21 protein-coding genes are annotated in these 23278 nt (G+C 65.3%); 9 read left to right on the top strand and 12 right to left on the bottom strand.

The features are described from left to right. Window positions 1–86: 86 nt before the first annotated feature. The 4 genes from F3J45_RS18250 to F3J45_RS18235 are packed head-to-tail and all read left to right on the top strand — an operon-like array spanning window position 87 to window position 4866. Complete coding sequence (locus F3J45_RS18250) at window positions 87–1616, top strand: efflux transporter outer membrane subunit (protein WP_167065718.1); 1530 nt, start codon at window positions 87–89, stop codon at window positions 1614–1616. Beyond that, the gene (locus F3J45_RS18245; protein WP_167065716.1) at window positions 1613–3790 is read left to right on the top strand and encodes an FUSC family protein; all 2178 of its coding nucleotides are present in this window, start codon (window positions 1613–1615) and stop codon (window positions 3788–3790) included. Before F3J45_RS18250 ends, F3J45_RS18245 begins: the two co-directional genes overlap by 4 nt. 4 nt (window positions 3791–3794) lie before the next feature. After that, entirely contained in the window at window positions 3795–3995 is a 201-nt protein-coding gene (locus F3J45_RS18240) for a DUF1656 domain-containing protein (protein WP_008097766.1), read from the top strand. Window positions 3996–4005: 10 nt separating this feature from the next. Beyond that, complete coding sequence (locus tag F3J45_RS18235; RefSeq protein WP_167065713.1) at window positions 4006–4866, top strand: HlyD family secretion protein; 861 nt, start codon at window positions 4006–4008, stop codon at window positions 4864–4866. A gap of 6 nt (window positions 4867–4872) precedes the next feature. On the opposite strand, the gene F3J45_RS18230 is transcribed toward F3J45_RS18235, so the two are convergent. The 3 genes from F3J45_RS18230 to F3J45_RS18220 all read right to left on the bottom strand — a co-directional run bounded on the left by F3J45_RS18230 (window position 4873) and on the right by F3J45_RS18220 (window position 6219). Then, a complete protein-coding gene (locus F3J45_RS18230) occupies window positions 4873–5355 on the bottom strand; it encodes a type II toxin-antitoxin system YhaV family toxin (RefSeq protein ID WP_167065711.1) in 483 nt (160 codons plus the stop codon). Next, window positions 5352–5678 (bottom strand): type II toxin-antitoxin system PrlF family antitoxin, encoded by a 327-nt coding sequence (locus F3J45_RS18225; protein ID WP_167065709.1) that lies wholly within the window; start codon window positions 5676–5678, stop codon window positions 5352–5354. The genes F3J45_RS18230 and F3J45_RS18225 overlap by 4 nt, the downstream gene beginning before the upstream one ends. 94 nt (window positions 5679–5772) lie before the next feature. Further along, on the bottom strand, window positions 5773–6219 hold the full coding sequence (locus tag F3J45_RS18220) for a universal stress protein (protein WP_167065707.1): 447 nt from the start codon (window positions 6217–6219) through the stop codon (window positions 5773–5775). Window positions 6220–6453: 234 nt separating this feature from the next. On the opposite strand from F3J45_RS18220, the gene F3J45_RS18215 reads away from it, so the two are divergent. From F3J45_RS18215 to F3J45_RS18195, 5 genes are all read left to right on the top strand, one after another. Further along, complete coding sequence (locus tag F3J45_RS18215) at window positions 6454–7362, top strand: LysR family transcriptional regulator (RefSeq protein WP_167065705.1); 909 nt, start codon at window positions 6454–6456, stop codon at window positions 7360–7362. Window positions 7363–7538: 176 nt separating this feature from the next. Then, window positions 7539–9080, top strand: coding sequence for an MFS transporter (locus tag F3J45_RS18210; RefSeq protein ID WP_167065703.1), 1542 nt, complete (start codon window positions 7539–7541; stop codon window positions 9078–9080). A gap of 27 nt (window positions 9081–9107) precedes the next feature. Continuing rightward, window positions 9108–10169: an HlyD family secretion protein gene (locus F3J45_RS18205; RefSeq protein WP_167065701.1), complete on the top strand. Its 1062-nt coding sequence runs from the start codon at window positions 9108–9110 to the stop codon at window positions 10167–10169. Then, on the top strand, window positions 10166–11605 hold the full coding sequence (locus tag F3J45_RS18200; RefSeq protein ID WP_167065698.1) for an efflux transporter outer membrane subunit: 1440 nt from the start codon (window positions 10166–10168) through the stop codon (window positions 11603–11605). The genes F3J45_RS18205 and F3J45_RS18200 overlap by 4 nt, the downstream gene beginning before the upstream one ends. A gap of 169 nt (window positions 11606–11774) precedes the next feature. Next, window positions 11775–12569 (top strand): SDR family NAD(P)-dependent oxidoreductase, encoded by a 795-nt coding sequence (locus tag F3J45_RS18195; protein ID WP_167065695.1) that lies wholly within the window; start codon window positions 11775–11777, stop codon window positions 12567–12569. A 111-nt stretch (window positions 12570–12680) separates the two neighbouring features. Here the strand turns inward: F3J45_RS18195 and F3J45_RS18190 are convergent, their stop codons facing one another. The 9 genes from F3J45_RS18190 to algG form a co-directional block, all read right to left on the bottom strand. After that, window positions 12681–13493: an SDR family oxidoreductase gene (locus F3J45_RS18190; protein WP_167065692.1), complete on the bottom strand. Its 813-nt coding sequence runs from the start codon at window positions 13491–13493 to the stop codon at window positions 12681–12683. Window positions 13494–13568: 75 nt separating this feature from the next. Further along, window positions 13569–14033 (bottom strand): multidrug transporter, encoded by a 465-nt coding sequence (locus F3J45_RS18185; RefSeq protein ID WP_167065689.1) that lies wholly within the window; start codon window positions 14031–14033, stop codon window positions 13569–13571. 144 nt (window positions 14034–14177) lie between these two features. Continuing rightward, the gene (locus F3J45_RS18180; protein WP_205300579.1) at window positions 14178–15635 is read right to left on the bottom strand and encodes a mannose-1-phosphate guanylyltransferase/mannose-6-phosphate isomerase; all 1458 of its coding nucleotides are present in this window, start codon (window positions 15633–15635) and stop codon (window positions 14178–14180) included. 32 nt (window positions 15636–15667) lie between these two features. Beyond that, complete coding sequence (locus F3J45_RS18175; protein ID WP_167065686.1) at window positions 15668–16315, bottom strand: alginate O-acetyltransferase AlgF; 648 nt, start codon at window positions 16313–16315, stop codon at window positions 15668–15670. A 20-nt stretch (window positions 16316–16335) separates the two neighbouring features. After that, on the bottom strand, window positions 16336–17493 hold the full coding sequence (locus tag F3J45_RS18170) for an alginate O-acetyltransferase (protein ID WP_167065683.1): 1158 nt from the start codon (window positions 17491–17493) through the stop codon (window positions 16336–16338). A 10-nt stretch (window positions 17494–17503) separates the two neighbouring features. Continuing rightward, on the bottom strand, window positions 17504–18961 hold the full coding sequence (locus F3J45_RS18165; RefSeq protein ID WP_167065679.1) for an MBOAT family protein: 1458 nt from the start codon (window positions 18959–18961) through the stop codon (window positions 17504–17506). A 188-nt stretch (window positions 18962–19149) separates the two neighbouring features. Further along, window positions 19150–20241 (bottom strand): mannuronate-specific alginate lyase, encoded by a 1092-nt coding sequence (locus tag F3J45_RS18160; protein ID WP_167065676.1) that lies wholly within the window; start codon window positions 20239–20241, stop codon window positions 19150–19152. A gap of 8 nt (window positions 20242–20249) precedes the next feature. Beyond that, the gene (locus F3J45_RS18155) at window positions 20250–21692 is read right to left on the bottom strand and encodes an alginate O-acetyltransferase (protein ID WP_167065673.1); all 1443 of its coding nucleotides are present in this window, start codon (window positions 21690–21692) and stop codon (window positions 20250–20252) included. Window positions 21693–21705: 13 nt separating this feature from the next. Beyond that, entirely contained in the window at window positions 21706–23265 is a 1560-nt protein-coding gene (algG, locus tag F3J45_RS18150) for a mannuronan 5-epimerase AlgG (RefSeq protein WP_167065669.1), read from the bottom strand. Window positions 23266–23278 lie beyond the last annotated feature (13 nt).

The following is a 23278-nucleotide window of genomic DNA, read 5'->3' as shown; positions in this document are numbered from 1 at the left end:
ATTCGCAGGAATATGCGCTTATCGCCAGTGCGGCTGCCCCCTAGAATTGCCCGGCCCCTCCACCTCTTCCTCGGGAAATCGCAGCTGTGCCGCGTCGCATCATCAGAACGCTTCAAGTGTTCAGTGCCTGTGCCCTTAGTCTCACCTTGAGCGGCTGTATCGGAACCTGGGGCATTGCCCCGCAAAGCAAGACCCTGCAAGCCAATTCCCTGACCCCTGATGCCGCCATTCGCGAGGCAGCCAGCGATGCCCATTGGCCCGACCAACAGTGGTGGCAGGCCTATGCCGACCCGCAACTGAACCGCTGGGTGAACCTTGCCGTGGCCGGTAGCCCGAGCCTGGCCATGGCGGCGGCGCGGGTACGCGAGGCCAAGGCCATGGCCGGGGTGGTCGAGTCGGCTGAACAGCTGCAGGCCAACGGCCAGGCCAGCCTCAAACGGCACAATTGGCCGGAGGACCAGTTCTACGGCCCCGGCGCATTGTCGGGGGCCAACACCTGGGACAACAACGCCGCCATCGGTTTCAGCTACGCCCTGGACCTGTGGGGCCGAGAGCGCAATGCCAGCGAGCAGGCCGTGGACCAGGCGCATATGAGCGTGGCCGAGGCCCGCCAGGCCCAACTCGAATTGCAGAACAACGTGGTGCGCGCCTATATCCAGCTGAGCCTGCACTTTGCCCAGCGCGACATCGTCAAGGCCGAACTCGAACAGCAAGAGCAGATCCTGGCCCTGGCCAAGCGCCGCCTGGCCGGTGGCATCGGCACCCATTTCGAAGTCAGCCAGGCCGAGGCGCCGCTGCCTGAAACCCACCGCCAGCTCGACAGCCTGGATGAAGAAATCGCCCTGGCCCGCAACCAGTTGGCCGCCCTGGCTGGCAAGGGCCCGGGGGAGGGCGCGCAACTGCAGCGCCCGAGCCTGACCCTGGCCGCGCCATTGAAGCTGCCGTCCAACCTGCCCGCCGAACTGGTCGGCCAGCGCCCCGACGTGGTTGCCAGCCGCTGGCAGGTGGCTGCCCAGGCCCGCGGCATCGACGTTGCCCATGCCGGTTTCTTCCCCAATGTCGACCTGGTCGGCAGCCTGGGTTTCATGGCCACCGGCGGTGGCCCGCTGGCGTTCCTGACCGGGCGCAAGTTCAACTACAACGTGGGCCCGGCGATCAGCCTGCCGATTTTCGACGGTGGCCGCCTGCGCTCGCAGCTGGGCGTGGCCGCGGCGGGTTACGACGTGGCCGTGGCGCGCTACAACCAGACCGTGGTCGGTGCGCTGAAGAACATCTCCGACCAGCTGATTCGCCGTGAGTCGATGCAGCAGCAGGCGCACTTTGCCGCCGAGTCGGTGGCCGCTGCGCAGAAAACCTACGACATCGCCACGGTCGCCTTCCAGCGCGGCCTGACCGACTACCTCAATGTGCTCAATGCCCAGACCTTGCTGTTTCGCCAGCAACAGGTGCAACAGCAGGTGCAGGCCGCGCGCCTGATTGCCCATGCCGAGCTGGTCACCGCCCTGGGCGGCGGCCTGCAGGCGGGCAAGGACGTGCCGGACGAACAGCGTCAGGCCGCGCCGAAAACCCCGGCCAGCCTGGCCCTGTTCGACCAGCAGCCGGGTAACGCCGAATGAGCGCTTGCAGTTTGCCCGTGCGCTGGCTGCAGCGCCTGGAGTGGCGCCGGGGCTTTTTCGCCTGGGCGCGTACCGACGGGGTGACCTGGGTGTACATCTTCAAGGTGCTGGCCGCGGCGTTCATCACCCTGTGGCTGGCCATGCGCCTGGAGCTGCCGCAACCGCGCACGGCGATGATCACTGTGTTCATCGTCATGCAGCCGCAGAGCGGCCATGTGTTCGCCAAGAGCTTCTACCGGGTGCTCGGCACCTTGGCAGGCTCAGCGATGATGGTGGCGCTGATTGCCATTTTCCCGCAGAACACCGAGCTGTTCCTGCCCAGCCTTGCGCTGTGGGTGGGCCTGTGCTCGGCGGGCGCCATGCGCTACCGCACCTTCCGCGCCTACGGCTTCGTGCTGGCCGGTTACACCGCAGCGATGATCGGCCTGCCGGTGCTGCAGCACCCCGACCAGGCGTTCATGGCCGCCGTGTGGCGGGTGCTGGAGATTGCCCTGGGTATCCTGGTGTCGACCTTCGTCAGCGCCGCGATCCTGCCCCAGTCGGCCAGCGCCGCCATGCGCAACGCCCTGTACCAGCGCTTTGGCGTGTTCGCAGGTGTGGTGGTCGAAGCCCTGCGCGGCGACAGCCAGCGCGACCGCTTCGAAACCAGCAACGTGCGTTTCGTTGCCGAGGCGGTGGGCCTGGAGAGCCTGCGCAACGTAACCGCTTTCGAAGACCCGCACATGCGCCGGCGTTCGGGCCGGCTGGTGCGCATGAACAGCGAGTTCATGGCCATCACCACCCGTTTCAACGCCCTGCATCGCCTGCTGGAACGCCTGCGCGCCCGCGGCCCCTTGCAGATCGTCAGCGCCATCGAGCCTGGCCTTGGCACCTTGGTCGAACTGCTGCAGCCCTATGTCGGCCGGGCGCTCACCGACGCCGATGCCCTGCGCCTGACGCTGGAGCTGGGCGCCTACAAGGAGGGCCTGCAGGCCCAGGTACGTGGCCTGCGTGCCGACTACCTGGCCACCGGGCCGAGCGAGTCGGACCAGCTGGACTTCCATACCGCCTTCGAGCTGCTTTACCGCTTCGTCGACGAGATGTACAGCTACGCCGAAACCCACGCCTCGCTGGCCGCGCACAATCACCAGCGCGAGCAGTGGGACGAGCCCTACGTGGCGCAGACCAGCTGGCTGGTGTCGCTGGCCGCTGGCGTGCGCGCCTCGGCGGTGCTGCTGCTGCTGGGCAGCTACTGGCTGATGAGCGATTGGCCCAGCGGCGCCATGATGACCCTGATCGCCACGGTGACCGTGGGTCTGTCGGCGGCATCGCCAAATCCCAAGCGCATGTCGTTCCAGATGGCCTGTGGCACGGCCATCGGCGCCTTCGTCGGCTTTTTCGAAACCTTCTTCGTGTTCCCCTGGATCGACGGCTTCGCGTTGTTGTGCATGGTCCTGGCGCCGGTGTTGGCACTCGGCGCGTTCCTGTCGTCGCGCCCGGCCTACGCGGGCTACGGCATTGGCTTGCTGGTGTTCTTCGCCATCGGCTCAGTGCCGAACAACCTCACCGTCTACGACCCGTACAGCTTCATCAACGACTACATCGGCATGGTCATCGGCATGTTCGTCTGCGCCGCTGCTGGCGCGATCATCCTGCCGCCCAACAGCCGTTGGTTGTGGAGCCGCCTGGAACAGGAGCTGCGCGGCCAGGTGCTGTTCGCCATCAGCGGGCGCTTGCGTGGCCTCGGCAGCGCATTCGAAAGCCGCACCCGCGACCTGCTGCACCAGGCCTATGGTCTGGCGGCGGGCAAGCCACAGGTGCAGAGCCAGCTGATGGGCTGGATGTTCACGGTGCTGGAGATCGGCCACGCGATCATCGAGCTGCGCAAGGAGCAGGCGCGGGCGCCGGTGCACCCGGCCTACGCCGAGTCGCAGCCCTGGCGCCAGGCGATCCGCGTGATGGGCCGGGCCCTGGCGCGGTTGTTCCTGCAACCGAGCGCCAGCAACCACGAGCGCGCCCTGGTGGCGGTGGACCACGCCATCGCCCGTGTGCAGGCCACCGACGAGCCCTTTGCCCGGCACTTCGACACCTCGGTGCTGCGCCGGGCGCAGAGCTACCTGCACTTCATCCGTTCTTCCCTGCTGGACCCACAGTCGCCGCTGGCCCCGGCGAAAGGAACGCACCATGTTCAGTAATGCCATGCCCCGTGAAATCGCCTTCCATGGCGTGTACATGCCCACCATGACCCTGATGTTCCTGTTCGCCCTGGGCCTGGCCTGGGGCCTTGATCGGTTCATTGCCAGCCATGATGGCTACCGCTTCTTCTGGCACCCGGCGCTGCTGCGCCTGAGCCTGTTCGTCTGCCTGTTCGGCGCCCTGGCGCTATCGCTCTACTGGTGAGAATCCATCGATGAAAAAGTTTTTCAGCCTGATCGCCACCCTGTTGGTGCTGGCCGCTGCCGTGGTGATCGGCCGCCAGTTGTGGCTGCACTACATGACAACGCCCTGGACCCGCGACGGCCGTGTGCGCGCCGACATCATCAACGTTGCCGCCGACGTGCCGGGTTATGTGGTCGACGTACCGGTCAAGGACAACCAGCGGGTCAAGAAGGGCGACCTGTTGATCCAGATCGACCCCGAGCACTACCAACTGGCGGTCGACCAGGCCAAGGCGCTGGTGGCCTCGCGCAAGGCCACCTGGGACATGCGCAAGGTCAACGCCAAGCGCCGCGCCGACCTGGACAACCTGGTGATCTCCCGGGAAAACCGCGACGACGCCAGCAACATCGCCAACGCCGCCCAGGCCGAATACCAGCAGGCCCTGGCGGGGCTTGCGGCAGCCGAGCTGAACCTCCAGCGCACCCATATCGTCGCCACGGTGGATGGCTACGTGACCAACCTGAACATCCACAAGGGCGACTATGCGCGCACCGGTGAAGCGGTGATGGCGGTGGTCGACGAGCAGTCGTTCTGGGTGTATGGGTTCTTCGAGGAAACCAAGCTGCCCCATGTGCACGTGGGCGACCCGGCCGAGTTGCAGATGATGAGCGGCGAGCGCATCAAGGGCCACGTGGAGAGCATCGCCCGCGGCATCTACGACCGCGACAACCCACAGAGCCGCGAGCTGATTGCCGACGTGAACCCGACCTTCAACTGGGTACGGCTGGCGCAGCGGGTGCCGGTGCGGATTCATATCGATGAGGTGCCAGAAGGGTTCCTGCTGGCGGCGGGGACAACCTGTACGGTGGTGGTGAAACCGGGCGAGGAATGAGCTGTGCTAGCTAGGCTTTAGTTGCGCGGGCCCTGACTCGCGCAGCAACTGATCCCAGTCGTCTGGCGGGTGGCCGGTTAGCAACATCTTCCCGAAGACCCTGTAAGCGTCATCGCTGCTGTCATAGGCCCGCTTGGTCGAATCGTCGTTGACCCATGCCAGCACGATGATCCGACTGGGTGTGTGGTAGCGAAAGAACAACCGGTATTGCTGGAAAAACTTCGCTCTGAACCAATGCTTGTGTTCACCGCCCAGTGTTGCACCCAGCCGGTACTCCACCTTGGTTGGATCTTGGGGGATCACATCGAACGCCAGACGTTTGATTGCTGCCAGCCGTTTGAACGCGTTCTTTTTCGTGTAGCCCGCAGGGTCTTTCTGCATCTGCGCCTGAACCTGTGCACTGAGCGCTTCGAGCTTGGCCAGGAACAGCGGGTGGGCGAACACTGTCCATCCATGAATTACCAGCGGCTTCTTGCTCGCATCACTCATTCATCGTCCGCCGAGAGAGGTTGATCCAGATCGACCTCTGCAGCACCCACAAGCTTGTCGAGGCGAGCGATGAGGTCGGCATCGACAACCTGCAATCGTTGAGGATTGGCTACGATGTCGTGGGCCAGAAAACTCAGGAACTGGCCTAGCACGGGATCGTCCTCGGTTGCCTCTGCGCGGGTGAGTATCACCTTGCCGTCCGGGCGAATCGAGTAGTGAATCTTGTCACGTTTTTTCAAACCCAGCGCACGGCGCACCGTTTCGGGAACGGTGGTCTGGTAGCGATCGGTCAGGGTGGACTCGACGTCGAAGTGAGTAGCCATTGGCCCGGTATCCTTGGGTTGCAGCAATGCTCTTGAAGGTAATGCGAATGCATTGTCTGGTCAATGCAGTTGCATTACCGAGCGGACAAGCGGTTCAGGCTGCGCAAACCAAGACGGGCATGCCTACCTGATCGATCACCTTCGCGCTGATCGATGGGTCCAGTAACCGGCCCAGCCGCGACAGGTGGCGGTGGCCCATGATGATCAGCTCGCAGCCCAGTTGCTGGGCCTTGGCCACGATGGCGTCTACCGGCTGGCCGGCGAGCATGCAGCCCTGGCTGCTGAAGCCTGCCTGGCGCAGTTGTTCCACGGCCTCGGCCACGGCGCGCTCGCCCAGGCGTTGCTCTTCGCAGGCGGCGGGGTATTCCTCCAGCTCCTCGGCGGTGTAGGGGGCGGGTTTGTCGTGCACGGCGAAGGTCGAGTCGATGGCCAGCAGCACGTGCAGTTCGTGCTCGCCCGGGCGGCAGTAGCGGCGGGCCAGGGTGAGCAGGGCGTTGGAAGAGGGGGAGGCGTCGATGGCGATCAGGACGGAGCTGGGCATGGGGATCCTTTAATGTAGCAGGTAGGCATTTTTGCAGGTCTGGCCCTTTCGCGGGGCAAGCCCGCTCCTACAGGGAGCGGGTTTAGCCGCGAAAGGGGCTGGCCTGCCATGCATGATTCTTGGCTCAATCCATCCTGGGAATAAATGCCCCACCACGCACGAGCGCATTGCGTCTGGTGCAATCCGCCAACCTGCTACCATCGCCTTTTCCCGCAGCTGTAACGGAACCTGGCCATGCAACTCCCGGACATGAACCTGCTCGTCGCCCTCGATGCCTTGCTCGATGAGGGCAGCGTGGTGGGTGCGGCGCAGCGCATGAACCTGAGCCCGGCAGCCATGAGCCGGACCTTGGGGCGCATCCGTGATGCCCTCGGTGATCCGATTCTGGTACGCGCCGGCCGTGGCCTGGTGCCCACGCCGCGGGCCCTGGCCCTGCGCGAGCAGGTGGCGGCGCTGGTGGAGCAGGCCGGCGAGGTGTTCCGCAGCGCCGATGAAGTCGACCTGCCCCGGCTCGACCGCGCATTCAACATTCGCACCAATGACCTGTTCATTGCCTTGTACGGCGCCCAGCTGCTGCGGCGCATGCACGAGCAGGCGCCGCGCACCGTGCTGCGTTTCGTGCCAGAAAGCCCAGGGGGCGATGACGACAGCGTGCTGCGCGACGGGCGCACCGACCTGATCATCAGCTCCACCGTCGACCTGGGGCCAGAGATCAAGGTGCAGAGCCTGTTCCAGACCTATTACGTGGGCCTGGCGCGGCGCGACCACCCGATCTTCGACGAGCCGATCACGCCGGACAGCTTTGCCAGTTATCCACAGATCAGCGTGTCCCGCCGTGGCCGGGCCAATGGGCCGATCGATGTGGAGCTGGCCCATTTCAAGGTACAGCGGCGGGTGGCGCTGATTACCCCAAGCTTTCACTCGGCGCTGTTCTCGCTGCCGGATTCGGACCTGATCCTGCCAATGCCGGCCAATATCCTCAACAGCGTATACAAGCTCGGCCTGCCTTTGCGCTCGTTCGAGATCCCGGTGCCGCTGGAGCGGGTGAACGTGCTGCAGGCCTGGCACCCGCGTTTTCACAACGACCCGGCGCACCGCTGGTTGCGGCAGACCTTGAAAGCCTGCTGCAGTGTCGACCCTTGAGGCCGCACCGCCTGCTTCGCGGGGTAGGAGCGGGCTTGCCCCGCGAAGCAGGCGACTCGATCTCGACCACGATTGCGCCCCACGCAATATAAAACTGCCAATAAGTCAGTTTTCGTCAGCATTCGACCTTCTTAGACTGGCTCCAGTCGCAAATTTGTTGCTGGAGATGTCTGCCCATGAGTTCCCTGTCCGCCCCCTCTGCCGCGATTGCCGCCGCCCCTGCGCCGGCCGCCCCCGTGCAGACGGCGTTTGGCCTGCGGGTGGTGGTCGGGCTGTTCGGTGTGCTGCTGGCCGTGCTCTGCGCCGGCCTGAACGAGTCGGTCACCAAGATTTCCCTGGCCGACATTCGCGGTGCCATGGGCATTGGCGCCGACGAAGGCGCCTGGCTGCTCGCGGTGTACAGTGCCGCCTCGGTTTCGGCCATGGCCTTCGCCCCCTGGCTGGCCACCACCTTTTCCCTGCGCCGCTTCACCATGAGCGCGGTCGGCCTGTTCGCCGTGCTTGGCCTGCTGCAGCCGTTCGCCCCCAACCTGCACAGCCTGATGCTGCTGCGCATCCTCCAGGGCTTCGCCTCGGGCGCCTTGCCGCCGATGCTGATGAGCGTGGCACTGCGCTTCCTGCCGCCGGGCATCAAGGTCTACGGCCTGGCCTGCTACGCCCTGACTGCCACCTTCGGCCCCAACCTCGGCACACCACTGGCGGGGCTGTGGACCGAGTACGTCGGCTGGCAGTGGGCGTTCTGGCAAATCATTCTGCCCTCGGCACTGGCCATGTTCTGCGTCGGCTGGGGCCTGCCCCAGGACCCGCTGCGCCTGGAGCGCTTCAAGCAGTTCGACTGGCGCGGCGTGCTGCTGGGCCTGCCCGCCATCAGCAGCATCGTGCTCGGCCTGTCGCTCGGTGACCGCTGGGGCTGGTTCGATTCGCCGCTGATCTGCTGGCTGCTGGGCGGCGGTGTAGTGCTGTTGGTGCTGTTCATGTTCAACGAATGGTCCGAGCCGCTGCCGTTCTTCCAGCTGCGCATGCTGCAGCGGCGCAACCTGAGCTTTGCCCTGGTGACCCTGGCAGGGGTGCTGATCGTGCTTTCCGGCGTTGCCAGCATTCCGTCGGCCTACCTGGCGCAGATCCAAGGCTACCGCCCGGCGCAAACCAGCCCGCTGATGATGCTGGTGGCCATGCCGCAACTGCTCGCCCTGCCGCTGACCGCCGCGCTGTGCAACCTGCGCGCAGTGGACTGCCGCTGGGTACTGGCCACGGGCCTGGCCATGCTGGCGGTGTCCTGCCTGGGCAGCAGCCTGCTGACCAGCCAGTGGATCCGTGGCGACTTCTACCCGTTCTACCTGCTGCAGGTATTCGGCCAGCCCATGGCGGTGCTGCCGCTGCTGATGCTCTCCACCAACGGCATGACCCCGCAGGAAGGCCCGTTCGCCTCCAGCTGGTTCAACACCGTCAAAGGCCTGGCCGCCGTGATCGCCGGCGGCCTGCTGGACGCCCTCGGCACCCTGCGCCGGCATTTTCACTCCAACCACCTGGTGGACAGCCTGGGCAACGCCCCGCTGATCGACGACAACGCCGCAGGCCTGGCCAAGCGCCTTCACAACCAGGCGCTGGTACTGACCTCGGCCGACCTGTACCTGGTCATGGCCTGCATCGCCGTGGCGCTGATCTGCCTGATTCCTTTCGTGCCTACCCGGGTCTATCCGCCGCGCGCGGTGGCCTGAACCCTGGATGAATTCGAGACGCTGAACATGACCAACAACCGCAAAACCCTCTTGATCGGCTCGGTGCTCGGCGTTGCCGTGCTGGCCGGTATCGTCGGCCCCTGGCTGTTTGGCAGCGACCAGCGCCAGAGTACCAACGATGCCTATGTGATCGCCGACTACACCGTGGTCGCGCCCAAGGTCGCAGGCTTCATCAAGGAAGTGCTGGTTGAAGACAACCAGCAAGTCCAGGCGGGCCAGCTGCTGGCCACCATCGATGCGCGCGACTACCAGGCGGCGCTGGACGCCGCCCAGGCCCAGCTGCTGGTGGCCAAGGCGCAGAGCGCCGATGCCCGCGCCACCCTCGAACGCCAGGCCGCCTTGATTGCCCAGGCCCAGGCGGCGGTGGCGGCGGCCCAGGCCGAGGCGTCGTTCGCCGACCACGAAGTCAACCGCTACAGCCGCCTGGCCGAGCAGGGCGCCGGCACCGTGCAGAATGCCCAGCAGGCGCGCAGCCGCGTCGACCAGGCCCGGGCCCGCCTGGCCAACGCCCAGGCCGCGCTGGTGGCTACCCGCAAGCAGGTGGACATCCTCACGGCCCAGGTGGCCAGCGCCGATGGCCAGCTCAAGCGCGCCGAAGCGGGCCTTGAAAAGGCCCAGCTGGACCTGTCCTACACGCGCATCACGGCGCCGGTGGACGGCATGGTCGGCGAGCGGGCGCTGCGCGTGGGGGCTTTCGTCAACCCGGGGGCGCGGCTGTTGTCGGTAGTGCCGCTGCAGCATGCCTACGTGGTCGGCAACTTCCAGGAAACCCAGCTGACCCACGTGCAACCAGGCCAGCCAGTGCACATCAGCGTCGATACCTTCGCCGGCGAAACCCTCAAGGGCCATGTCGAGAGCATCGCCCCGGCCACGGGGGTGACCTTCGCCGCAGTCAAGCCGGACAACGCCACCGGCAACTTCACCAAGGTGGTGCAGCGCATTCCGGTGAAGATCGTCTTCGATGACGGCCAGCCGCTGCTCGAACGCCTGCGCGTGGGCATGTCGGTGGAAGCGACCATCGACACCCAGGGCGAGCCACTGGCCGGCAAAGAGGTAAGTGCCCGATGAGCCCTGCCATTCGTTTGAGCCCGTTGTTGCTGGCCGTGCTGATGGCCGGCTGCACCCTCGGGCCGAATTTCCAGCGGCCCGATAGCCAGGCGCCTGCCCAGTGGGCCGCGCTGCAAGGTGAGGCTGCCGCCAGCCAACCCCAGGCCGAGCCGTTGGAGCTGCGCTGGTGGGAAACCTTCCACGATGCCCAGCTGAGCGCGCTGATCCAGCGCGTGGCCGATAACAACCTCGACCTGCAAATGGCCAGTGCGCGCTTGCTGCAGAGCCGCGCCCTGCGCAGCACGGTGGCGGCCGACGAGTCGCCGTCGCTGGGTGCCAGCGCCGGTTACAGCCGGGCCCGCAACAGCGCCGAGGGCCTGAGCGACCCTTCCGGCAAGGCCGGCAAGGAAGCGTTCAACCTCTGGCAGGGTGACCTGGTGGCAGGTTGGGAGCTGGACCTGTGGGGCCGTGTACGGCGCCAGGTAGAAGCGGCCGATGCCAGTGTCGAAGTGGCCGAGAACGACCGCCGTGGGGTACTGCTGGCGCTGCTTTCGGAAACGGCCGGCAACTACATCCAGCTGCGCGCCGTGCAGCACACCCTGGAGGTGACCCGCGACAACCTCAAGGTTGCCCGGCACAGCCTGAAGCTGTCTGAAGACCGCCAGGCCGAAGGCGTGGCGACCCGCCTGGACGTGGCCCAGGCCAGCGCCCAGGTCGCGTCCATCGAAGCACGCCTGCCGAGCCTGGAGGCCCGGCGCGACGACTTGATCAACGCCCTCAGCCTGTTGGCCGCCGAGCCACCACGCAGCCTGCAGGCCCAGTTGCTGCAGGGCGGTGAGCTGCCGGCCCCGCAGCAAACATTCGCCATTGGCCTGCCGTCCGAGCTGGCTGAGCGGCGCCCGGACATTCGCCAGGCCGAGGCCCGCCTGCACGCCGCCACCGCCAGCATTGGCGTGGCCAAGGCCGATTTCTACCCGAGCATCCGCCTGTCTGGCAGTGTTGGCTTCCAGGCCATGCAGTTGTCGGACTTCGGTGCCTGGGATTCGCGCCGTTTCGCCTTTGGCCCGCAGTTGTCGTTGCCGATTTTCGAGGGTGGCCGGCTCAAGGGCAACCTGCAGCTGCGTGAGGCGCAGCAGCAGGAAGCGGCGTTGAATTACCGCAAGGTGGTGCTCGGCGCCTGGCATGAAATCGATGATGTGCTACGCCTGTACAACGCCAGCCAATTGCGTCGCGAGCATTTGGCAGAGGCGGTGCGGCAGAACCGCATCGCCCTGGAAACGGCCCAGCGCCAGTATGTGGAAGGGGCGGTGGACTTTCTCAATGTGTTGACCGTGCAGAGCGCGTTGCTGGCCAGCGAAGAGCAGTGGATCGACAGCTCGGCGGCGGTGTCGCAGGCCCTGGTGGGGTTGTACAAGGCCCTGGGCGGTGGCTGGCAGGCGTTTGACGAGAAAGCGTAAGGCGGGGGCTGCTGCGCAGCCCATCGCGACCTGTGGTCGCTCCTACCGGGCCCATCGCGACCTGCGGTCGCTCCTACCGGGCCGATCGAATCCCCTGTAGGAGCGACCGTAGGTCGCGATGGGCCGCAAGGCGGCCCCAACAAATCCCCAGAGCAGCGAGGAGGCACAGATGCACATTTCCTTGAACGGCAAGCGCGCCATCGTCAGCGGTTCCACCGCCGGCATCGGCCTGGCAATCGCCATGGGCCTGGCCGAGGCGGGCGCCGAAGTGGTGCTCAACGGCCGCACCCAGGCCCGTGTCGACGAAGCCCTGAAGGCCGTGCGCGAGCGCCTGCCCCAGGCGCGCATCATCGGCATCGCCGCCGACCTCAGCACCCCGGCCGGCGCGCAGCAGCTGTTCGATCAGGTGCCGCACACCGACATCCTGGTCAATAACCTTGGCATCTTCGAACCCAAGCCGTTCTTCGAGATCGATGATGCCGACTGGCAGCGCTTCTTCGACGTCAACGTGCTCAGCGCCGTGCGCCTGTCGCGCCATTACGCCCAGGGCATGGCCGAGCGCAAATGGGGGCGGGTGCTGTTCCTGTCCAGTGAGTCGGCCTTGCAGATCCCGACCGAAATGATCCATTACGGCATGACCAAGACCGCGTTGCTGGCGGTGTCCCGTGGCCTGGCCGAAACACTGGCGGGCACTGGGGTCACCGTCAACGCGGTGCTGCCGGGGCCGACCCGCTCGGAAGGGGTGGGTGATTTCTTCGCCAAGCTGGCGCAGGAGCAGGGCGTTTCCAGCGATGAGCTGGAGGCCAACTTCCTGGCCGAGCACCGGCCGACGTCGCTGATCAAGCGGCTGGCGACGGTGGAAGAGGTGGCGAACATGGTGGTTTACCTGGCGTCGACGCAGGCCAGTGCAACGACCGGGGCTGCCTTGCGGGTGGATGGCGGGGTGCTGCGCTCGATTGCCTGATTGTGCTCGCCTGGGCCGGCCCTTTCGCGGGGCAAGCCCGCTCCTACAAGGACCTGCAACAACGCGGACAATGTGGGAGCGGGCTTGCCCGCGAAGAGGCCGACACCGATATCAGAGGGGGCGGAGTAACCCAAAGCGCTTGCGCAACGCCCAGTCCAGCAGCCGCCCAGGCAGCAACCGGGCCATCAACGGCAGCGCCGTGCTGCCATTGCCCAGCCTGACCAGCGCCGGCACCGGCGCCTTGCCAGCCGCCGCCAACACCCCTTGGGCAAACGCCGCCGCCGAGGTCGGCTGGTCCTGCGAGGCCCGTGCCCGCGCCTGCACATGCTCACGCAACGGCCACCACGCCGAGTCCGCCGCCAGCACCTGGTCGGCCTGGCGCTGGGCATTGCTGGCGAACTGCGAGGCAATCGCCCCGGGCTGCACTTCCATCACCTGCACACCGAACGGCGCCAGCTCCAGGCGCAGGGCATCGCTCAAGGCGTGCACGGCGGCCTTGGATGCGCAGTAGGCCCCGGCGAACGGGGTGACCAGCACCCCCGACACACTGCCGATGTTCACCACCAACCCTCGCGAGCGGCGCAGCAGCGGGAACAGCGCGCGGGTGACGCCGACCACGGCGAACACATTGGTTTCGAACTGTTGGCGCATCGCCTCGACACCGCCATCGAGCAGCGGGCCCATGGCACCGTAGCCGGCGTTGTTGATCAGGATATCGAGGGTTTCCAGTTCATCGGCCAGGCGGGCCAAGGCCTCGCTGTCGTTTACGTCCAGTTGCCGGGCGGTGAAGCCGGCGGCCTGGAGCCGCTCGACGTCTTCAGGCTTGCGGGCGGTGGCCCAGACGTGGTGGCCGGCATCGCGGAAGGCGTCGGCCAGGGCGCGGCCGATGCCGCTGGAACAACCGGTGATCAGGACGGTGGGCATGGTGGGGGCCTGTTGGCAGGTGAGGTGTGGGTGGACCTGTGCCGGCCTCTTCGCGGGGCAAGCACAGGCGCTAGATCAATTGGCAAATGTACCTTGCAGATGCTCAGCACGGAATTCGAGTGTCTGCGCCCGATACCCCGAGCGCAGCGGCGGCAACGGCAGGCAGTCTTTCCACTCGGCCCCCGGTTGCAGTTCACCCGGCCCACGGTAGCGCGGTGCGTTGTAGGTGTTCTCGGCCAGGTTCACGGTATCGCCCGGCGCATACGCCGCCACGCGCCAGCGCAACTCGGTGAGCGGGGCCTTGTTACCGTTTTTCATGTGCACCTGCAGGGCGCGGTCGGCGGGGCAGTGTTCGGGGGCGTAGCTCAGGCGCAGGTCCAGGCGTGCCAGTTGCGAGGCTTCGCGGCTGTCCTGCCAGATCACCAGCAGGGCCACCAGGCCCAGGCCACAGACGGCCGCCAGGGAAATCGGCAGGGCCTTGGCTGGGTAGCGCAGCAGCAACACCAGCCAGGTGAGAATGAGAAAGGCACCGATGATCATGGCGTGCTCAGACCTAGGTTGCGCAGGTTTGACCATCGTAGCCTTAAATGGCGGGAAGGGGGGAGGGCTTTGCCCTCCATTCGCGGGGCAAGCCCGCTCCTACAAGGCCTGTAGGAGCGGGCTTGCCCCGCGAATGGGCCTCACTTATTGGGCGATGGTCTTCACCGAAACGCCGCGCTCAACAGGTGTGGACGTACGCCCATACACATCCTCGAAGCGCTCGATATCATCCTCGCCCAGGTAGCTGCCAGACTGCACCTCGATGATCTCCAGCGGAATCTTGCCCGGGTTGCGCAAGCGGTGGATCGAGGCGATCGGAATGTAGGTCGACTGGTTCTCGGTGAGCAGGAACACATTCTCGTCGCAGGTGACCTCGGCAGTGCCGGACACCACGATCCAGTGCTCGGCACGGTGGTGGTGCATCTGCAACGACAGGCTGGCGCCCGGTTTCACGGTAATGTGCTTGACCTGGAAGCGCCCGCCCATGTCCACCGAGTCGTACGAGCCCCACGGGCGATACACTTCCAGGTGGTTCTGGGTTTCGCTGCGGCCCTGTTCGTCCAGGGTCTTGACCATCTGCTTGACGCCCTGGACCTTGTCCTTGTGGGCAATCATCATCGCGTCCTTGGTTTCGACCACCACGATGTTCTCAAGGCCGATCACCGACACCAGCTTGCCGTTGCCGTGGATCATGCAGTTGCGGCTGTCCTGCACCACCACGTCGCCCTTGGTGACGTTGCCATCGGCGTCCTTGTCGTGCACTTCCCACAGCGACGACCAGCAGCCCACATCGCTCCAGCCAGCCGACATCGGCACCACGCAGGCGCGCTGGGTCTTTTCCATCACCGCGTAGTCGATGGAGTTGTCCGGGCAGCATTCGAAGGTGGCTTCGTCGATGCTCAGCACATCGCCGTCTTCCTCGCTGCGCTCCAGGGCCAGCAGGCAGGTGTCGTAGATGTCGGAATCGTGGCGCTTGAGTTCTTCCAGGAAGCGGCTGGCCCGGAACAGGAACATGCCGCTGTTCCAGAAGTACCCCCCGGCGGCGACGAACTCGGCGGCGCGCTGCTCGTCGGGCTTCTCGACGAACTGGGCCACCCGGGCGATACCTTCAGGCAGCAGGGCGTCCTGGCTGGAGCGAATGTAGCCATAGCCGGTTTCCGGTTTGCTGGCCGGCACGCCGAACAGCACCATCTCGCCCCGCTCGGCGGCCACGGTGGCCAGGGCCAGGGCACGCTGCAGGGCCTTCTGGTCGTCGATTACATGGTCGGCGGGCAGTACCAGCATCAGCTCGTCACGGCCTTCGTTGACCAGCTTCATGGCCGTCATGGCCACGGCCGGTGCGGTGTTGCGGCCGAATGGCTCCATCAGGATGCCCTGGGTTTGCAGGTTCAGCGCAGCGAGCTGTTCCTGGACGATGAACTTGTGGTCCTTGTTGCAGACCACGATCGGGCTGTCCATGCCTTCGAACACCAGGCGCGACAAGGTTTGCTGGAACAGCGTGTGTTCACCGGTCAGGGCCAGGAACTGCTTGGGGAACTGTTTGCGCGACAAAGGCCACAGACGCGAACCGCTACCACCAGAGAGAATTACCGGGATCATCATGTTTCTCCAATAGTCGTTATGAGGCAGGGGGATCAGTTGCTAGCCACGGGGCGAGTTACCCACACCGGCGACACGTTGCTGCCGGAACCCGTTACGTACAGCACGGCGGCTTCGCCACGCTCCAGGGCGACCGGTTTCAGGTCGCTGATTTTCTTGTTGCCTTCGAACAGGGCCAGGTTGACCTTGACCGGGTTGATTTCACGCTCGCCACGGCCCTGGGTGGCCACCGACGGCACCACTTCGGTCTTGCCGTCGGCGGTCTTCAGGGTCACGGCCTGGTCGCTGAGGTTCTGCACCCGCACCAGGGCTTTTTGCTTGTTCTTGAACGGCGGCTCTTCAATCAGCTGGGGGGTGGCGCTGCTGCTGTTGACCAGGGTGTAGTACTTGTCGGCGGCCAGCTTCACCGGCACGCTCTTGCCGCCAACCTGGGCGGTGTAGTCACCCCCTGGCAGGAAGCTGAAGTCGCTGCTGGCCTGGGCGCCCACCTGCTTGATCTGGGTGTTGCCGACGCTGGCCGCAGCCGGGCTGCTGGCGGCGTTGTACAGGCGCACGAAGGTCGAGCCTTTTGGCGCGCTCGGGCCATACAGCGCGGCGTCGGCGCCGGCGAAGGCCTGCATCGAGGCAAGGGAAAGGCCGGCCGCAAGGGTGAGGGCTTTGGCAATGGAAGTCTTGGTAGTCATGTGCGTTTCCTCTCTTTCTATCAGTGGTTCGCCCGGGTGGACGACAAGGCCAGGTTTTCTTCGGATTGACGGGAGTGCTTCAGCTGCGCGATCCACTGCGGGTCGAAGCTGCTGAGGTCGTTGCCCATGGGCAGGTAACGTTCGGGGAATTCCCACACCACCACTTGTGGCGGGGCGTTCTTGAAGGCATCGCTTTGCAGGTACTTGAGCATTGGCAGCAGCGGGCCATGGCCGTCCTCGGCGTAGTTGGCAACGTCGCTGCGCAGCGCCTGCTGCAGCGCGCCGAGGAAGTTCCAGTGCGGGTTGGCGCTGTAGCTGGTGCCCACCAGGGCCACTGGAATCTGCGTGTCGGTGAACAGGGCGTCGCCGTTTTCGGCATCGGCCGAGGCTGGGCGCGTGGTGCGTTGCTGGAGGTTGTCCGGGGTTGGCAGCAGGTTGCTGAACAGCGGGTCCAGGGGCAGGAAGTTGGTCAGGTCGCCCTTGTACGGGGCGGTGCTGCCGGCTTCGGTGATGAAGGTCTGCGGGTCACCGTTGAGCAGGCTCTGGCGGCTGACCGCTTCGGCCAGTGCCTGGGCCGCCACTTCGGCGCCCATCGGTGTCCAGTGGGTGTCGGTGCGCAGGAACACCTGGCCGCGGGCCTTGGCCTGTTCCATGGCGGCCATCAAGTCGGGGGCGAACACGTTCGCTTGGCGCGCCTGGGCATGAAACTGGTTGTACAGGTCGTCATGCAGGCTGGCAGGTTGCTCCTTGCCGATGTACTCGGAATACACCCGCGCCTTGGCCGGGATGATCGCCAGCACCAGCTGGCTGCCGTGCTTTTGCAGGGTGTCGCGCACGCCGCGAATCAGCGCCAGGTTGTCCTGCATCTGTTGCTCGGCACCGGCGCTGGGCTTGAATTCTTCGTCGCTGAACAGCCATTGGTCGCGCCCCAGCACCACGCCTGGGCGGCCTTCGTTGAACAGCTTGAAGTCGAGCGCGGCCCAGAGGTTGGTGCCCAGGCGCTTGATCGGGAACTGGTCGTCGTAGTGGGTTTCGGCGGCCTTGGCCAGTTTGCCGTTGAGCAGGGTCATGTGCTCGGTGCGCTGGAAGCTTTCGAATCCAGCGGTGGACCAGGCGCCCATGCCCACCAGCAGGCCGAGGAACGACAGGGAATAGGTGACACGTAATGTCCGGGTCATCGCATCCACCTCAGAACTGGAAGTACAGGAACGGCGAGTAGCTTTGCGCCGAAAGCTTGAGGATCGAGGCTGCGAACAGCAGCAGGATCAGGGCGCGGGACATCACCCGGGTCCAGTCCAGGCCAAGCGAGCCGTCGGCGTTGAGCTGCAGCGGTGTAGCCGTGGCGGCTGGCCGGGCGTTGCGGTAGAAGTCGCGCAGGCCGAAGAACGCCAGGGTGATGTAGGCAATGACCAGGGTCGCTACCTGCAGGCCGGTGAGCTGGGCGCGGTTGAGTTCCGACAGCTGCCAGTCGCCGAAGCTGAACATGGCGCCATACATGCGGGCGGCGACGTGCAGGTTCTCGGCGCGGAAGATCACCCAGCCGACCACTACCAGCAGGAAGGTGAAGGCCCACTTCACCGGGTTGAAGCGCTGCGGGTTGGTGTCGATGCCCAGCGCCCGCTCGATCGCCAGCCACATGCCGTGCCAGGCGCCCCAGAGGATGTAGGTGAAGTTGGCGCCGTGCCACAGGCCACCGAGCAGCATGGTCAGGAACAGGTTGCGGTAGGTGTTGAAGGTGCCTTTGCGGTTGCCGCCCAGGGTGATGTACAGGTAGTCGCGCAGCCAGGTCGACAGGCTGATGTGCCAGCGCCGCCAGAACTCGGTGATCGACTGGCTGATGTACGGCTGCTTGAAGTTTTCCATGAAGCGAAAGCCCATCATCAGCCCCAGGCCGATGGCCATGTCGCTGTAGCCGCTGAAGTCGAAGTACAGCTGCGCGGTGTAGGCCAGGGCACCGAGCCAGGCGTCACCGGTGGTGGGGTTTTGCAGGGCGAAGCAATGGTCGGCGACCACCGCCAGGGTGTCGGCGATGAACACTTTCTTGATGAAGCCCTGCATGAAGCGGGTGCAGCCTTCGGAGAACTTGTCCAGGGTGTGGGTGCGGTTGTTGAATTGGTCGACCAGGTCCTTGAAGCGCAGCACGGGGCCGGCGATCAGGTGCGGGAAGATCGCCACGAATGCGGCGAAGTCGATCAGGTTGCGGGTGGCCGGGGTGTCGCCGCGGTACACGTCGATGATGTAGCTGATCGACTCGAAGATGTAGAACGAGATACCGATCGGCAGCAGCACGTGGGTGAGGATGAATGGCTCCAGGCCAAACGAGGTGATGATCGCGTTGAGGCTGTCGACGCCGAAGTTGGCGTACTTGAAGTAGCCGAGGATCGCCAGGTCCACGCCCACGCCCAGCAGCAGCCAGCGTTGCGCCGGTTTGCTGCGTACGCCGGCGGCGCCGACTTTCAGGCCGATCCAGTAGTTCCACAGGGTGACGCCGGCGAACAGGGCGAGGAAGTCGACCCGCCACCAGGCGTAGAAGATGTAGCTGGCGACCAGCAGCAGCAGGTTGCGATAGCGTTGCCCGCTCAAGTAGTAAAGGCCGAGGAAAACCGGCAAGAACAGGAACAGGAACACGTTGGACGAGAAGACCATCCCGGTTCTCCTTTTTGTTCACAGCATCCGGGGCACAGCGCCCCCCAAACCCCCCACGCAATTGTGGAGGGCTACCTAGATCCCCTTGTAGGAGCAGGCTTGCCTGCGATGGGCCGTGAAACGGCCCCCGGCCATGGCAAGGCTTCGCCTTGCATCGCAGGCAAGCCAGCTCCTACAAGGGGTTTGCGTTACTTTTTCGGGTCATAGACCCGTGTTACATCGCCGCCGAGCCTGAAGCTGTTGAACGGCTGCATGTGCTGCTTGCGCTGCAGGGTGTCGCCCACGCAGTGGTACAGCGCGCACCAGGGTTCGAGCCAGGCGTACTTGCTGTCGACCTTGAGGTCGGTCAGGTCCTGCTGCTCACCGGCGCGTTCCTTGAAGTGGCTGGGGTCGCGGGCGCCGGCCAGCACGCCTTCACCCAGGCGCTGCAGGGCGAAGTTGTTTTCCGCGCGCAGGTCCACGCCGTTGGCCTGGGCGAAACTGGCGATCATCGCCAGCGGCGGCAGGGCGTAGTTGTGGTAGGCCAGGGCACGTTGGCGGCGCTTGATCTCGTTGGGCAGGAAGCCCTGCTCGTCGACCTGGTTCACGCCCACCTTGTATTCCTTCACCGCCCAGTCGAACAGGTCGCGGCGGTCGGTGGCCACGGCGGTGGCCATGACCGACCAGGCCGCCCAGTAACTGTGGTTGTTGATCTTCGCCAGGGGCAGGCCGCTCCAGTCGCGCACGGTCTGTTCGGCCAGGCGGGCGAACCACTTCTCGATCAACTCGGCCTCGGCCTGGTGCGCGGCCAGTGGCTGGGAGTTGGAGAACTTCAGGCGCAGCCACGAACCGCTCATGCTGCCCAGCGCCCATTTGCGCATGGACTTGCCGGTGTGGTTGAAGTCGGTGGACAGCAGCGCATCGGCGCGGGCCCAGGTGCCCAGCCAGGTCAGGGCACAGTCGAGCTGCGCCGGGCGGCCGTCGCGCATGTACTGGCCGACCATCTTGCTGACGCCTTTCTCAAGGCCGGTGATGTCTTCGGTGGAGGTGCGGAAGGCTTTTTCCGAAGCGGCGTTGAGGGTCGCCCGGGCCTTGTCGGAGCCTTCGTACTTGCTGCGGAACTGCAGCGCACCGGTGAAGGGCTTGGGCGCCGGCGCGCAACGGAAGTTGCCGTCGCCGGTCTTCATTTTCTCGATGCCCTCGTAGTAGCCCTGCGGCGGCACCAGCGCCGCGTGCGCGGCGCCGCCGAACAGCGCCAGGGTGAGCAGGGCAGGGCTGAAGATTCGCTTGATTGCAGTCATGGGGCGCCTCACTGGCCGGCCTGCGCAGTTTGCGCGGGCACGGCGAAGTTGTTGCGTTTGCAGAGCTTGGCCTCGACCTTCTGGGTGCCGCTTTCCGGGCCCTGTACCTCGAAGGCCAGCAGGCTCTGGCTGGCCCAGTCCTCGTCCTCACGCATCTGGAAGACGAAGCGGCCGTCGGTGTCGGAGGTTTCCGGTTTTTCCAGCTTGATGTCTTCGTGGCGGCCATTGAGGTACCACAGGGTGGCCTGCAGCACTTTCACCGACGGGTCTTCGAACTTCACGTCCATCTGCAGGTTGCGGTTGACCAGGTTCTTGATCACGCCACCCTTGCCGTTGACCATCAACTCGTTCTTGCCGGGCTTGAGCGTGGTGCTGGCGCTCATCAGCGCCGGGCGTGCGTCGCAGCCGTCGTCGAGCAGGGCGAGGATCTGCCGCCAGATGGTTTCCTGGTCCAGGCGGTACAGTGGCGAGAATTCCCAGATGAGGATCTTCGGTGGGTGGTTCTGGAATTCCTCGCTGCCCAGGTACTGGATCATCGAGCCTTCCAGGCCGCCGCCGGGGAAGGCCACGTTGAGCACGTCGGCGCCGATGTACTGCTCCAGGAAGCCGGAGAAGTTGTAGTTCTTGCCACTGTGGCTGGTGCCGACCAGGGTGATCTGCGCATTGCCGCTGTCGCCGAACAGGTCGTCGCCGCCGCCGCTGGCGCCTTTCGGCTCGGTGGCGAACTGGTCCATGTACTGCACCGCGTAGCTGGTGCCGCACAGTTGCCCGGCCACGTTGTGCAGGGTGCCGGTCTTGCCCATGCGCCCGGACTTGTGGGTTTCGAATGCCTTGCGCGGGATGCCTTCGAAGGCCGGCATCTGCTGCACGGTGTTGGCCACGATCTTCGCTGCGCGCTCGGCGCCATACGGCGTCCAGTGCTGGTCGCCACGGAAGTAGAAGTCCTTGCCCTGGTCGGCGGCGGCCAGCTGTTCGTTGGTCAGCGGCGACAGGTCGGGCACGTTGTAGCCCATGCTGGCGAAGCGCTTGAGCATGGCCTGGTAGTTGCCCAGGGCCTTCTGGTAGTCGAAGGCGGCTTTCTCTTCGGGCTTGAGCATGTTGCGGTTCACCAGGCCACGGGTGGGCTGGTAGACCACCACCAGTTCCACGCCGCGTTTCTTGAACGCATCGTGCACCTGCTGCAGGCGCTTGTAGCCGGCGGGGGTGGTGTTGAATTCGGTGCGCAGGTCTTCGCGGGTACGGAACAGCCAGTCGCCCTGGGCTTGTACCAGGGTGGTGAAGTTCTGCTGGTAGCGGGTGGTGTAGCGGCTGGCATCGTGCGCTTCGGGGCACAGCTGGCAGCAAGGCTCGGCGGTGAAGGTTGGCGCCTTCACGTCGGCTGCGCGCACGCCCTGGCTGATGGCCAGGAGGGCGGCAGACAGGCCCAGCAGTTTCATCAGGTGTGGAGTCATGGTCTGGGCTTCCTTAATCGAGCATTTCGGTCTGGCGTTCGACCGGGTCGATCAGCACGGCCTTCTGCTGGCGCACCAGCAGGTCGAGGATTTCGTCCTGGCGCTCGCCGAGCACACCGTTGAGGCTGATGCCGCTGGCCTTGCGCGGGGCGAGCATCGACACCTTGTACAACTCCACCGACAGCGGCGAGTCGATCGACAGGGGGCCGGAGCCGTTGGCCGCCAGCTCGCCACCGACCACGATCAGCGACACCTTGGCGTCGAACGGGTCCAGGGCGATGTCGCGGTCGGTGTCGGACAGGTCCTTGATGTGCCCGTACACGCCCACCAGGCCGTTGGCCATGGCGATGTTGTCGTACAGGCGAATGTTCACGCTGTTGCGCACGCGAATGCCGTGGCGGCGGTTGTTGATCAGCTTGTTGCCCCAGATCAGGTTGTCGCCGCTTTCGTACAGGGTGATGCCGTCGGTGTGGTTGCGGTAGATCTCGTTGTAGGCCACCAGGTTGTTGACGCTGTTGCGGTCGATCACCACGCCCGAGAGCTTGTTGTCGTAGCTCTTGTTGTGGATGATCCAGCTGTCGTTGACCTCACGCGAGACGATGATGCCGTGCTTTTTCTTGGTGCCGTACACCGTGTTGCCGGCGATGATCAGCCGGTGCGAGCGGTCGTGGGGGTCGATGCCGTAGACGATGTTGTCGTGGTAGGTGCTGTCCTTGACCACGAAGTCGGCGGTTTCATAGCAGTAGAAGCCGTACCACATGTCGCTGAAGGTCGAGCCGAGGATCCAGCCGGTGGGTTCGGCGCGGCCTTTCTGCTTGGACATGTTCGGCGTGTACTGGGAAATGCTCACGCCATAGGACTTGGACTTGGCATAGCCGAAGCTGGCCATCGTGGTGTTGACGATGTACGTCTCGGTGCCGCCCCACGACAGCAGGAACGGGCGAAACTCCTTCGGCGTGCGGAAGGTCGCCGGGCCGTTGTCCTTCTCGCGCCAGCCGGTCACCTGGGTGTCGGTGATGAACAGCTTGCCGTCGTTGACCAGGAACGCGCCACCTTCCTGGGACAGGCGCAGCTGCTTGACCTTGCCGTCGATTTCGAGAATGCCCTTGTTGCCGACCACGATCGGCAGGCGCGCCAGGTACACCCCAGGTTCCACTTCGCTGAGGTACTGCCGGGGCACCTTCTTGCTCAGTTCGGCCAGGTCGACGTGGCCGTCGTCGATGAAGATCGCCTGGGGAATGCCATGCTGGCGCTGCACCCACTCGGCGGCCTTGTTGTCGCCGCCGACGAATTCCTTGAGGGTGTCTTCCTGGAACATGCGGCGCAGGCTGACCTTGCCTGTGTGGCTGCGGTCGATCTTCCGCTGCACGGCAGCGGCGGTGTAGCCGCTCAGGTCGGGCAGCTTCGGCGGGTCCATCTGCAAGGGCTCGATGGGCGCGCTGGCCACGGTGTAGGTCTTGGCCTGCTGCAGTTCCTTGGCGTGCACCTGGGGCTCTGCGGCTGCGGCCAGCCCACTGGCCAGCAGCAGGGCGCTGGCCAACAGGCTGTGACGGATGTGCGGGTGAAGGTTCATCAGGTTTCTCCCG

This window comes from Pantoea sp. Ap-967 (assembly GCF_011752565.1).
In the GTDB taxonomy this organism is placed as follows: Bacteria; Pseudomonadota; Gammaproteobacteria; order Pseudomonadales; family Pseudomonadaceae; genus Aquipseudomonas.
Note: the sequence above shows the minus strand (reverse complement) of the source record. Positions and strands in the feature narration are given on the sequence as shown.